Source organism: Parapedobacter soli, assembly GCF_025460835.1.
GTDB lineage: Bacteria > Bacteroidota > Bacteroidia > Sphingobacteriales > Sphingobacteriaceae > Parapedobacter > Parapedobacter soli.
The window spans coordinates 1-13,290 of the sequence record NZ_JAMXAY010000040.1 but is presented as its reverse complement, the minus strand read 5'-3'; the positions used below and the strand labels follow the sequence as shown (position 1 = coordinate 13,290).

At 49.3% G+C, this 13,290-nt stretch carries 12 protein-coding genes; 10 read left to right on the top strand and 2 right to left on the bottom strand.

Going from position 1 to position 13,290, the window contains the following annotated elements:
* Positions 1–4 precede the first annotated feature (4 nt).
* A complete protein-coding gene (locus tag NGM62_RS15740; RefSeq protein ID WP_262249216.1) occupies positions 5–709 on the bottom strand; it encodes a FadR/GntR family transcriptional regulator in 705 nt (234 codons plus the stop codon).
* Between the two features lie 259 nt (positions 710–968).
* On the opposite strand from NGM62_RS15740, the gene NGM62_RS15735 reads away from it, so the two are divergent.
* The 10 genes from NGM62_RS15735 (at position 969) to NGM62_RS15690 (ending at position 12,560) form a co-directional block, all read left to right on the top strand.
* On the top strand, positions 969–1,910 hold the full coding sequence (locus NGM62_RS15735) for a polysaccharide deacetylase family protein (RefSeq protein ID WP_262249215.1): 942 nt from the start codon (positions 969–971) through the stop codon (positions 1,908–1,910).
* 18 nt (positions 1,911–1,928) lie between these two features.
* Positions 1,929–2,249 carry an L-rhamnose mutarotase gene (gene rhaM, locus NGM62_RS15730; RefSeq protein WP_262249214.1) on the top strand — a complete coding sequence of 107 codons (321 nt, stop codon included), beginning with the start codon at positions 1,929–1,931 and terminating at the stop codon, positions 2,247–2,249.
* A gap of 2 nt (positions 2,250–2,251) precedes the next feature.
* Positions 2,252–3,295 (top strand): L-rhamnose/proton symporter RhaT, encoded by a 1,044-nt coding sequence (locus tag NGM62_RS15725; RefSeq protein ID WP_262249213.1) that lies wholly within the window; start codon positions 2,252–2,254, stop codon positions 3,293–3,295.
* Positions 3,295–3,615, top strand: coding sequence for a UxaA family hydrolase (locus tag NGM62_RS15720; RefSeq protein WP_262249212.1), 321 nt, complete (start codon positions 3,295–3,297; stop codon positions 3,613–3,615). The genes NGM62_RS15725 and NGM62_RS15720 overlap by 1 nt, the downstream gene beginning before the upstream one ends.
* The gene (locus tag NGM62_RS15715; RefSeq protein WP_262249211.1) at positions 3,596–4,807 is read left to right on the top strand and encodes a UxaA family hydrolase; all 1,212 of its coding nucleotides are present in this window, start codon (positions 3,596–3,598) and stop codon (positions 4,805–4,807) included. Before NGM62_RS15720 ends, NGM62_RS15715 begins: the two co-directional genes overlap by 20 nt.
* Before the next feature lie 11 nt (positions 4,808–4,818).
* Entirely contained in the window at positions 4,819–5,646 is an 828-nt protein-coding gene (locus tag NGM62_RS15710; RefSeq protein WP_262249210.1) for an amidohydrolase family protein, read from the top strand.
* Positions 5,647–5,648: 2 nt separating this feature from the next.
* Positions 5,649–7,760 carry an outer membrane protein assembly factor BamB family protein gene (locus tag NGM62_RS15705; RefSeq protein ID WP_262249209.1) on the top strand — a complete coding sequence of 704 codons (2,112 nt, stop codon included), beginning with the start codon at positions 5,649–5,651 and terminating at the stop codon, positions 7,758–7,760.
* Positions 7,761–7,763: 3 nt separating this feature from the next.
* A complete protein-coding gene (locus tag NGM62_RS15700) occupies positions 7,764–8,696 on the top strand; it encodes a sugar phosphate isomerase/epimerase family protein (RefSeq protein ID WP_262249208.1) in 933 nt (310 codons plus the stop codon).
* A 188-nt stretch (positions 8,697–8,884) separates the two neighbouring features.
* On the top strand, positions 8,885–9,103 hold the full coding sequence (locus tag NGM62_RS15695) for a hypothetical protein (RefSeq protein WP_262249207.1): 219 nt from the start codon (positions 8,885–8,887) through the stop codon (positions 9,101–9,103).
* Positions 9,104–9,119: 16 nt separating this feature from the next.
* Positions 9,120–12,560 (top strand): pyruvate carboxylase, encoded by a 3,441-nt coding sequence (locus tag NGM62_RS15690; RefSeq protein WP_262249206.1) that lies wholly within the window; start codon positions 9,120–9,122, stop codon positions 12,558–12,560.
* A 413-nt stretch (positions 12,561–12,973) separates the two neighbouring features.
* On the opposite strand, the gene NGM62_RS15685 is transcribed toward NGM62_RS15690, so the two are convergent.
* The gene (locus NGM62_RS15685) at positions 12,974–13,171 is read right to left on the bottom strand and encodes a nucleotidyltransferase domain-containing protein (RefSeq protein ID WP_262249205.1); all 198 of its coding nucleotides are present in this window, start codon (positions 13,169–13,171) and stop codon (positions 12,974–12,976) included.
* Positions 13,172–13,290 lie beyond the last annotated feature (119 nt).

The following is a 13,290-nucleotide window of genomic DNA, read 5'->3' as shown; positions in this document are numbered from 1 at the left end:
ACTGTCAGGTGTTCATCATTTTGATTTTTTCAAAGTAACTCATCAAGTGATGGTGCATTTTATTTCTGAAATCATGCACATCTCCATCCCTTAACGTGTTTAGGAGTACGCGATGGGAAACGAAGCTTGCATTCTCTTGTTGCTTGGAAACCTGGAGACGGTTATCCACATAATCAAAAATGGGAAGTAACATCCGCTGAAACCGTTGGATGGTTTTGTTTCCTGATATCTTGTAAAGTGTGGAGTGAAAATCCACGTCACATTTCAGCTTTTCTTGTTTGCTGGTTGATTTTTCTTCGGTTAGAACAATTTGCTCTAGGACATCAAGATTGCCGGGGTTTTTCTTAAGGAATAATAGTTCACAGATGCCCATTTCGAGTACCAAGCGCATTTCAAATATTTCGTTCATGGTCTCGCTATCTAACAGACGTGAGTTCAATACCCGCTGCATATTACCCAAAATGTCGGGTTGGGTGATGATCATTCCTCTGTTTTTCTTGGATTCAATAATTCCGAGAAGCTTGAAACGCGTGAGCGCTTCGCGTATTGCCGTTCGGCTTACCCCCATGGCATCGGCGAGTTCAACTTCTTTGGGAATAGAATCGCCGGGCATAAAGTTCTCGTTTCGAAAATATTCCTGTAACGTGATTTCGATTTTATCGACTTGAGAAAGATTCTCAATGGGCTTGAGTTTTGATAATGTATTCAATTTGTTTGCTATTATGTATTACTTATTATTTTTAAGTCGAAAAACGGCTTTTCAATCTGCTTTGTTTGGATTATAAGGAGCAATAATTATATTTGTAAATAAATAAGACATATTAACATTTTCCAATTATATGCCGGACAAATATACAATCAAAAAGCGAGATATTGTGATTTTCACTTTTCAGTTCTCCTCCTAAGTGTATTATTTATCGGTAATTTAATTTGAAGTGATCTCTTAATGCAAAGATATATAAATGTTTATGGAAAGTAGGATAAAATATCAACCACACGCATCGGATGGGTTTGATGTGGTGTTTGGATTCGACATGGAGACCGATATCGGGTCATTTACGCCGTTTTACGAAGGGGTTCAAAAAGGAACGGCTCCTTTGTTGGACATTTTAACAAAACACCGTATCCCAGCGACGTTTTATTGGACCGGTCACGCGGCGGAGCACAATCCCGAGATCGTTCGCAACGTAGCTGCGCGAGGTCATGAGACGGGGTGCCATGGATTACTGCATGAAACGCTAGGGGATCCCATATTTCCGTTGCCCAATAACTGGCCTATACTACCGGCGGAAGTGGAGGGGCGGTTGACGGAGGCTACCCGTATTGTCGAAGAAGTGAGCGGGGAGCGGCCGACGAGTTTTCGATGCCCTCGATTGTGGGGGAGTACGCGTGTTGTGAACGTGTTAGAAGACCTCGGTTATACCTCAGACGCCTCGTTCCCATTGTATTTCTATCAATCGCCTATCGGGCCGTACCATCCTTCGGCTGAAGACTGGACGAAGCCGGGAAATATGCAGCTCGTGGAAATCCCGAACTTTTGCGACCTGACGATGGAGAGCAACGACCCTTATCAGCGCGACCGGGATCAGTGGCCGCTATTTCGCACCAAGTCTGCACACGCGTTGATGGAAAAAGCCGAGGGCTTTATTTCCTATATCAGAAATCAAGGCGAGCGGCCGGTTTTGTGTTTTTATTTCCATCCCTGGGAGTTTTACGATATGCCCCAAGGTGCCATCGACTTCGGCGAATGCAGCGTAACGCCGCTTCCATTTATTGTGGAGAACTGCGGCGAAAAGGCGTTGAAGGAGTTTGATGACTTATGTCACTTACTGTTAAAGGGCGGAGCGCGCTTTCTTACTGCTGGAGACTTGGCGCGTGTGTATAAGGCACAATCTGCCGTAACCGATTAACAAGATAAACTGTTTGATATGATAAGAAAATCGTTTTTGATCCGGGCCAGGCCAGGAAAGGCTGCCGAGTATGAGAGAAGACACAATCCAATTTGGCCCGAGTTGCAGCAAGTGATGAAAGACCATGGCGTGCATAATTTCTCCATTTTCCTTCATGAAGAAACCAATTATCTATTTGGCTACCTCGAGATCGAAGATGAAGATCGGTATCAACAAATGGGCAATAATGATGTGTGTAAGCGATGGTGGAAGCATATGGCAGAAATACTGGTCTGCGACTCGCCCGATAGCGAGAAAGGGCGTGAAGACATATTGGCGGAAGTATTTCACATGGTGTAGGTATGGGACAGCTACTGGGTATCATTTTGCATTCGATTGGCGGCTTTTCCTCGGCGAGCTTTTATGTGCCGTACAACCAGGTGAAAAAGTGGGCTTGGAGTACATATTGGATTACGTTAGGGTTTGTAGCCTGGATGGTTATGCCCACCATCGGTGGGTGGCTCGTCTCGTCGGATCTGTTTGGGATTCTAAGCAGCAGCTCTTTTAGCAGCAAGCTGTGGACGTATATCTTTGGGGTGCTTTGGGGATTCGGCGGACTAATGGCCGGTCTGGGGCTGCGGTACCTTGGGCTCTCGCTGGGGCAATCGATCTCGTTGGGTGTGTGTGCGATATTCGGCACGTTGGTGCCGGCCTATCTGACGGATAAGCTGGGCATACTGGTTACCACGGGGCCGGGATTGGTCATTTTAATCGGGTTTATATTGACCATCGCAGGTATTGCGCTTTGTGGCTATGCCGGTGTTTTGAAAGATAGGCGGCTAACCGGGGCTGAAAAGGAGCAGTCGGTAAAAGAATTTTCTGCTGTTAAAGGCATTTCCATGGCAGTTCTTGGTGGGATCATGAGTTCGTTTATGGCACTGGCCATCAACGCAGGAGCCCCCATCGCAGCGGAAGCGGCAAACACCGGTACAGCTGCAGTATTTGTTAATATCCCGATATTTGTCCTCGCTCTGGCCGGCGGGTTTACCACCAACTTCATCTATTCCATGGTATTAAGCTATAAAAACCGCTCTTTCGGTGATTTTGGTTTGACCCCTGCGTCGGTTAGGTATCGAAATTACCTTTTGGCGATTCTGAGCGGAGTGATGTGGTATGGCCAATATTTCTTCTATGGGATGGGTGCGACCAAAATGGGCGATTATGACTTTGCGAGTTGGAGCTTACATATGGCCACCATCATCATTTTTAGCAATCTATGGGGGCTGCGGCTGAAAGAGTGGAAGCTGGTCGACAAAAAGACCATGGCGTACCTATGGTTCGGCATAGCCATGCTCATCGTATCGGTCATCGTTATTGGCATTGGCAACCACCTAGCCGGTGGATAATGGCAAAAACCATTTATGCAATTATGGAAAAACTAATGCACTTACATCCGCTGGATTCTGTAGCAATTGTTCGTGAACCCATCGAACAGCTGGACGTAATCGTGATTGACGGGCATCCGGTGACGTTTGCACATGCGCTGGGATTCGGTCACAAAATTGCAATCCGCCCCATCGCCAAAGGGGAACAAATTATCAAATTTGGCGTGCCCATTGGTTCGGCTACAGCAGATATTCGTGTGGGCGAGCATGTGCACCTCCATAACATAGAAAGCAATTACTTGGTTACTTACACCCATACTCATGAATTTACAGAAAAATAGTACGTGGCAGGGGTATTTGCGGCCCGACGGGACGAAAGGAATACGGAATGTGGTGGTGGTTGTGTATCTCGTTGAATGTGCGCACCACGTAGCTCGCGAAATTACGCTTCCGTACCGGGATGAGGCCATACATGTAATTGGATTCGGCGGATGCTATCCGAACGCCTATGCCGACCGGATGATGCGAATGCTTTGCACCCATACCAACGTAGGCGGCGTGTTGCTCGTGTCGCTGGGGTGCGAAAGTTTTAACCGCCAGCGGTTATTTGATACCATTCGTGAAAGCGGGCGTCCGGTTGAACAGGTGGTTATTCAAGACATTGGTGGAACGCGCGCGGCCATTGAAACGGGCCGTGCATATGTGGCCTCCTTGTTGGAGGCCGTCCGACATGTACCGCGGGTAACCATGGGGTTTGCCGATTTAATCGTGGGTACCGTATCGGGTGGGAGTGATGCCACGAGCGGTGTCACGGCCAACCCGGCTGTAGGAAAGACCTATGACGCGCTGATTCGCCTAGGAAGTACCGCAATTTTTGAAAACACAGGAGAGATGGTGGGCTTGGAAGCAACCATGAGCCGGCGAGGAGTAACGCCGGCGCTGCAGATCGAGCTGAAACGGGCGGTGGAAAAAGCGATGCGATATTATACAGTAATGGGGCACGGAAGCTTCGCACCCGGTAACGCCGAAGGCGGCTTGAGTACCATCGAAGAGAAGTCGATGGGGGCTTACGTGAAAAGTGGCACCGCTCCGATCTCCGGATTAATCAAGCCTGGCGACCGGCCGCCGGTGGCGGGACTGTATTTGATGGATATTGTGCCCGACGGCGAGCCCCGATTTGGCTTCCCCAACCCAAACGATAGCTCGGAAATTGCTGAACTAATTGCTTCAGGCGCACATTGCATATTTTTTACTACAGGAAGAGGGTCGGTTGTGGGCTCGGCTATTGCACCCGTGATAAAAATCTGTGCGAATGCAGATACCTATCGAAGAATGCAAGAAGACATGGATATAAATGCCGGTAAGATACTGACAGCGGGCGTAACGGTTGATGAGTTAGCTTCGGAGATTTTAAATAAATTAATCAACACGGTGGGTGGGATACCGACTTGCTCGGAGGCACTCGGCCACCAGGAATTTGTGCTAGGGTATAAATCTTTCGAACCGATTGGCCCTTCTTGTTTACCAAGTTAGCGAATACAATAATGCGAATTGACAGCCACCAACACTTTTGGAGATACGACCCGATTAAGGATGCATGGATCGACGACGCCCGTGCCAAAATCAAGAACGATTACTTTCCGCCCGACGTATGGCCGCTTATGCAGCAGAACCAAATTGAAGGATGCATTGCAGTACAGGCCGACCAGAGCGAGCTGGAGACCCACTATTTATTGGAGCTTGCGGATGAGTTCGACTTCATAAAAGGCGTAGTGGGTTGGGTCGATTTGTGCCGTGCCGACATCGAAGAGCGACTCGCATATTTCTCGCAATTCAGGCGCGTTAAAGGGTTTCGGCATATCGTGCAATCAGAACCTCAAGTAGATTTTCTCTTACGGGACGATTTCTGCCGGGGCATCTCGATGCTGAATAAGTTTGGGTATACATACGATATACTCATCTATCCAAAACACCTTCCTTATGCGGCGGCATTCGTGAAGCGCTTTCCTGATCAAAAATTCGTTGTCGATCACTTGGCGAAACCGTTTATAAAAGATCGGAAATTCACCGAATGGAAAAAGGACTTAGCTGTCCTCGCAAGCTTTGAGAACGTAAGCTGCAAACTAGCAGGGCTTGTTACCGAAGCCGATTGGTTGAAGTGGCAAGTGAAAGACTTTGAGATTTACATCATGGAAGTGTTGGAATTATTTGGTGTCGACCGATTGATTTTTGGTAGTGACTGGCCCGTTTGCCTTTTGGGAGCATCCTATGATGAAGTATGCGAGATCGTCGAAGAAAGTACACGTGGATTGACCGATGGAGAAAAACGAAAGCTATGGGGCGGAAATTGTCAAGTTTTCTACAATTTATAGCGATGGCGGTCGTAAGAAATTTGCTGAAGGTGGCGGTGTTTTCCTGTTTCGTGTCGGCATGCGGCTCCGTACAAACAGACTATGCTCAACAAGACTGGGCCCATACCGGCGGCAGCGAGGGGCAACAGAAATACTCACAACTCGCGCAGATTAATAAAGCGAATGTCTCACATCTAGCGGTTGCGTGGATATACCGGTCTGGCAATAAGGCAGGAAATATACAAATGAATCCATTAATCGTGGCTGGTACCGTTTTTTTAACCACTCCTGCTCAGGAACTCGTAGCGGTGGATGGAGCGAACGGGCACGAACGATGGCGTTTTAATCCCGCCCGTGATGACGAGCAATTTGGTGGCGTGAATAGGGGAATCGCTTATTGGGCGTCTGGAAGCAACGCCCGGATTTTCTTTACCAGCGGCGGGTACCTCAACGCCGTGGATGCCCATACCGGAGAATCCGTGGAGGGGTTCGGCGATCGCGGAAGAATCAACCTAAATCAGGGACTGGTTAAACCGGCCGACCAAATGGGCATCACCGCGCCGGCCGCGCCGGTTATTTTCGATGATCTGGTCATTGTGGGTGCCATGACATGGAGCGGACCGGCCAACGTGAGTGCTTTCAATGTGCATACGGGGGAGCGTAAATGGATATTCCATACGATTCCACAACCAGGAGAATACGGTTATGAAACCTGGGGTGACCCCAATTTCTGGAAAACAGGTGCTGGAGTTAACGTTTGGGGTGGGTTGAGTGTGGACAGCCAACTGGGTATGGTTTATTTTGCTACGGGGCAGCCTAAAGATGATTTTTATCGGCCTGACAATGAGGGGGAGCACTTATTTGGGAACTGCATCGTCGCATTGGATGCAGCCAACGGACACCTGGAGTGGCACTTCCAAGCAATCCACCATGATCTATGGGACTTGGATTTGCCTTGTGCCCCCATACTTACTGAGCTTGACTATCATGGAAAGAAGGTGCCTGGTGTAGCCCAGTTAACGAAGACAGGGCATGTATTGCTTTTTAATCGAGTAACTGGGGAGGTACTATCCGAAGTAGAGGAGCGCGCCGTACCGGAAAGCCCGCTGTATGCGGAGGTGGCCTGGCCTACCCAACCTTATATCAGTTGGCCGGAGCCCTTTGCAAAGCAGGTTGTCACGCACGAGGACCTGACGCAGCTTACTTCTGAAGCAAATGCATACGCAACTAAAATATTCGACAGTGCGGATGCCGGATGGTTTGTTCCGCCGTCTACGAAAGGAATTATCTATTACGGAATCCATGGTGGAGCGGAATGGGGAGGTGGATCTTATAATCCCGTGTCAAACACGTTGTTTGTAAACTCGAACGACGTGGCTTGGCACATAACCATGCGAAATATTTACGAGGAGAAAGACAACGAATCAATCCAAGAACATCCCGGGCGGGCACTGTTTTTGAAGAGTAACTGTGTGTCCTGTCACGGTGCAGACCGGAAAGGTAGGGGAGGTGTGCCCTCACTAAGTGGATTGCATGATAAATACACCCCGCATCAAGTGGTAAACATCATCAAAACAGGTAAAGGTGCGATGCCTCCTTTTTCACATATCCCAGAAGATGAAGTACAGCAGATTGCCGCTTACCTGCTAGATGAAAAGGCGTCGTTCGAAGCGGATGCCGCCGTTCGAAGTCCGTATTATCGCGCCATCAATTACATCAAGTTTCTCGATGATCAGGGGTATCCGGCTACGGCGCCGCCTTGGGGGACATTAAACGCGATTGATTTAACGACGGGCAAGATAAAGTGGAAAGTGCCGCTCGGCGAATACCCTGAGTTAACCGCAAGGGGCATAGATATTACCGGTACGGAGAATTTCGGCGGTAGCATCGCCACGGCAGGGGGATTGGTATTTGTCGGTGCAACACGTGACGAGCGCTTTCGTGCTTTCGATCAGGATTCAGGCAAAATACTTTGGGAAGTACAACTGCCTTTTGGAGGTTTTGCAGTGCCCAGTACATACATGGCAAATGGAAGACAGTATGTGATTATTCCCGCAACGGGCGGAGGGAAATTGGGTACACCAACGGGAGATGAATACATTGCATTTGCACTACCTGATAATTTAATTCAATAGACTATGACGAAGTTACCTACAAAAATGGGGTTGCCTATTTGTCAACTCCTCATTTTCGCATCCCTCGCGATGCTTTTTATTTCGTGCGAACCCGAGAAGAAGCCGTCGGTTTTTGCCAAAGATAACTTATTGGCGTGGTGTATCGTGCCTTATGATGCAGAACTCCGTGGCCCGTGGGAGCGAGCTGAAATGCTTAATGAGCTTGGTATTAAGATGCTGGCGTATGACTGGCGTGCACAACATGTGCCGACGTTTGACGAGGAATGGAAAGCATTGACTCATCACGGTATTCGGCTGCAAGCGTTTTGGATGATGACAGGCAAAGAACCCCAGAAAGATACATTTGTTCAGGCCATTTTCGATTTTCTGGAACGTAATGAAGTGGAAACCGAAATTTGGTTATATATCGACGAGGGCGAAGGGTTTGATTCGTTAAGCCAGGCCCGAAAAATAGCGGAGATGTCCATACCTATTCGTTATGTGGCAGAACGCGCTGCGTCTTTAGGTTGTAAAGTAGGTTTGTATAACCACGGAGGTTGGTATGGCGAACCGGAGAATCAATTGGCGTTGCTTAAACATATCAATCTGCCAAACATTGGGCTGGTTTACAATTTTCACCACGCCCGGTTCCACCATGTTCGTTTTGCTGAGTTTTTCCCTAAAATCGTCCCTTACCTATACGCTGTGAACTTGGCTGGTTTAAAGGCTGGGGACACAGAATCATTTTATGGTATCGGTGAAGGCGATGTGGAAGAATCGATGATTGAAATTGTGGCGAACAGCGGCTATGAAGGCCCGATAGGAATTTTGAATCACGATCGTGAACGCGATGCTAAAATCGGGCTACGACAGGAGATGGAAGGTCTGCAAAAAATCTTGACGAAGCTCGGGGATAAAGAGGCGTTAACTACTTTTAGTGATACCCACGAACCATAATAACAGTAGCTATGGACCTCTGCTTGGGATGTGTGCAATCTTATCAAAATGGTTATTTTTCCATGATTACCAATAGGGGTATGTGGTTGTAATTTAGGGCGAGGTGCTTGTCATGGGGCGATTGGTTATCAGGGTTCGGGCGTCGAATAATTAACATTCTAATATCGGTATAAATTTTTACAACCATTATGAGATTAATCCGTTTCGGTAGCCCCGAGGCAGAATGCCCGGGTGTTTTGGATGAGTATGGCGTAAGAAGGGCTATTTCCAATCGGTTCCATGATTGGGACCGCGACTTTTTCAATGGGTGTGGACTGAATCGCGTGGGGGAGAACCTGTCGATCCACTCGAGGCTCCCGGCGGTGGGCGGAGTGGGTGAACAACGGCAGGTTTGTGAGCTGGCATAAACAGGGAAGGAACATTATGAACATCAAAAAAGTATTGATCGCAAACCGTGGTGAGATTGCGATTCGAATCAGCCGAGCATGTAATGAATTGGGCATCGGTACGGTGGCCGTCTATACGTTTGAAGACCGGTATTCGCTGCACCGGTACAAGTCGGATGAAGCATATCAAGTGGGTGATGACCGAGAGCCGTTAAAACCTTACCTCGATATTGAAGCCATTATCAATGTAGCCAAAGAAAGCGGTGCTGACGCGATACACCCTGGCTACGGGTTTCTCTCCGAGAATGCGGTATTTGCCCGACGGTGTGCCGAAGAAGGCATTGTATTCGTTGGACCCTCGCCAACTGTAATGGACATGCTGGGCGATAAGGTGAAAGCAAAGGCGGTTGCCCAGCAAGCCGGCGTGCCAATTATAGAAAGCAGCAGGAAAGGGTTGGATGATATAACGGAGGCACTTGCTGAAGCCGGGCGAATCGGCTTCCCGTTGATGCTGAAGGCCGCGGCTGGCGGCGGCGGCCGCGGCATGCGCGTAGTACGGAGCGATGCGGATCTGGAAACTGCATTCAGTAGTGCCCGAAATGAGGCATTCAAGGCCTTCGGCGATGGAACCGTATTCCTGGAACGGTACATCGAAAATCCCCGTCATATCGAAGTGCAAGTGGTGGGAGACCGCCACGGCAACGTGGCCCATCTCTATGAACGCGATTGCTCGGTACAGCGGCGGTTCCAGAAAGTGGTGGAGGTAGCCCCCGCGGCAAACCTAGCCGACGGGACTCGAAGTAAGCTACACGGCTATGCGACGGACATCGCAAAACATGCGGGCTACGACAATGTAGGGACTGTCGAGTTTTTAGTGGATGCTAATGGCGATGTCTATTTCATCGAAGTAAACCCGCGCATCCAGGTGGAGCACACCGTAACCGAATTGGTGACGGGAATCGATTTGATAAAAACCCAGCTGTATATCGCTTCTGGCGACCAGCTCAGCGATCCGCGCGTTGGACTTGGCAATCAGCAAGCCATTCCGCTGAATGGCTACGCTATCCAATGCCGGATTACCACGGAAGACCCCGCCTCGGATTTCAAGCCCGACTATGGGACCATCATCACGTACCGTAATGCAGCCGGTTTCGGTGTGCGACTCGACGAGGGAAGCGCCTATCCGGGGATGAAGGTGAGCCCGTTTTTTGACTCCATGTTGGTTAAACTAAGCACCCATGGCAATACCTTGGCCGAAGCAGCCAAACGGATGGACCGTGCCCTCCGCGAATTTCGGATACGGGGGGTGAAAAACAATATCGGGTTTCTGGAAAACCTCGTGACCCACCCAGTTTTCCTGGCCGGCGAGGCCACCGTAGGCTTCATCGCGGCCCACCCCGAACTGTTCAAGCCTGCGGGGCGGCTAGACCGTGGTACCAAATTGCTCGAGTTCCTGGGCGATATCTCAGTAAATGGCAACCCGGATGTGAAAGGGGCATCGCGGCCGCCGCAATTGGAAGTGCCGCGGGTACCTCCGGTGGATCTGCATGCGGCCTATCCCAAAGGAACCAAAGACCGCCTCACCGAACTGGGGCCTGAGGGTTTTTGCGAATGGCTGGCTAAGGAGAGGCGGATACATTATACCGATACCACCTTGCGCGATGCCCATCAGTCGCTACTGGCTACCCGCATGCGTACCTACGACATGCTGAAAGTAGCGGCAGGCTTTGCGAAAGCGCACCCGCAGATATTCAGCATGGAGGTTTGGGGCGGTGCCACGTTTGACGTGTGCCTGCGCTTCCAAATGGAAGATCCGTGGCAGCGGCTGGTGAAATTGCGGAAGGCCGTGCCCAATGTTTTGCTGCAGATGCTGATCCGTGGATGCAATGGGGTAGGGTATGCGGCCTATCCGGATAACCTAATCGACGCATTCGTGGAAAAAAGCTGGGAAACCGGCGTGGACATCTTCCGGATTTTCGATTCGCTCAACTGGATGGAAAATGTCACCCCCTGCATTGACATGGTACGGAAACGAACCGACGGCATTGCGGAGGGAACGCTGTGCTACACGGGCGATATCCTCGACCCGTCGCGCACCAAATACGACCTGAACTATTACCAGCGCAAGGCGAAGGACCTGGAAAATGCGGGCGCCCACATCTTGGGACTGAAGGATATGTCTGGCTTATTGAAGCCCTACGCTGCACAGGAACTGATTGCGGCGCTGAAGGATACGGTGAAGATCCCCATCCACTTACATACGCACGATACGTCTTCCTTGCAGACGGCGACCTACCTCAAAGCAATCGAAGCGGGCGTAGACGTGGTGGATTGTGCCTTGGGATCGCTATCGGGCCTCACGTCGCAGCCGAACCTCAATGCAGTGGTCGAGATGATGCGCTTCCACGAACGAGAAAATACGTTTGATATGGATAGCCTGAACGCCTATAGTGATTATTGGGAGACCATACGCACTTATTATGCACCGTTCGAATCGGGGATGAAGGCCGGCTCGGCCGAGGTATTCCGGCATGAAATACCCGGAGGGCAATACTCCAACCTGCGTCAGCAAGCCTCGGCATTGGGCTTGGGCGATCGCTTAGTCGATGTCAAACGGAGCTACCGCGAAGCCAATGAGTTGTTTGGCGACATCGTGAAGGTGACGCCCAGTTCAAAGGTGGTGGGCGACATGGCTCAATATATGGCGGCCAATAACCTCACTGCCGACGACGTGATGGCTAAGGGGGCATCCCTGTCGTTCCCGGATTCTGTGGTTTCGTTTTTCAAAGGTGACATCGGCCAACCGGAGGGAGGGTTTCCCACGAAATTGCAGCAGATGGTACTAAAGGGACAGCGGGCGTATACCGAGCGGCCCAATATGCATCTCCCACCATTGGATATAGAAGCAGACTTTAACGATTTTCAGTACGAATTTGGCGCGGACCTTACGTTCACCGATTATTTGAGTTACAAGTTTTATCCAAAAGTATTTACAGATTATTTACAAGCCTACCGGAAGTATGGGGATGTATCTGTCGTTCCCACACAGTATTTCCTGTACGGGATGGAGCCGGGGGAAGAGACTACTATAGAAATTGCCCGTGGTAAAACACTGCTAGTGAAGTTGGTGTCTATCGGTCCGCCGGATGCCAACGGTAAACGGATTGTTTTCTTCAAATTGAACGGACAGACACGGAACCTTGAAATACACGACACCGGGGCCAACGCTACGCGTAAGGAGAATAAAAAGGCCGACTTGAGCAATTCCCGTCAGGTGGGGTCGCCGTTGCAAGGGCTGTTATCCACGGTGTTTGTGCGGGAAGGGGACGCCATAAAGGTGAATGAACCGCTCTTCATCATCGAAGCCATGAAGATGGAAACGACCGTCACCGCAGCGGTAGCGGGTACCGTGAAGGAGATTGTGTTGGGTGCCGGGACGTTGGTAAATACCGATGATTTAGTGTTGGTAATCGAATAGTAGGTGCGCTAACAGGCGCGAGTGTATTGTGATTGTCTGGTTGATAGTCAGTATGATTTAACGATTTAGTGTTTTTGCGGCTTAGGGTTGCCGAATGTTGGGTTTTTAGGCATTTTAGCACCGAATTAATGAGCATTGGCTTATATATCGGAAGGATGATGCGCAATTTGTTATACTGGACTTCCGCTCTACTGCCCGCTTGGTTTTGAGATCCTGTTGATACTGATAAAAATCTTTAGGAATGCCGACAAAAAAACTATCAATCTCTTCGATGGCATTGGAAATATCAAAAAGCCAAGCTTTTACAGCATCATCCATAGACCAATTGTTGACTTTGAGCAATAGATTGTTTGAAAAAGGGGTTTTTGATTGCCTTGGATTCCAATAGGTCAACCGGACGATTTAAAATATTCTCAAGGGAGAACTTGAGGTCGTAGTAGTTGTTCGGCGTAGTCTTCCACCGTTACTGAATCAAAATCGACGATAAGGGCCACATCGCTATCCGTATCGAATCTGTGGGTAAGTACAGACCCAAAGGCATACAGTTGTTTGACGTAATGCTTGCTGCATAATTTCCGAATGGCGTCGATATGTTTTGTGAGAAAATTCATCCTTAACCGCTTGAAACAAAAATACAACTATCGTACCGATTATGCACTATGGGTGAGGTTGCCTCACCCATAGTGTCAGGGATTTCGCTTTTAAAGTTTTAGCACCTTTTCACGGTATT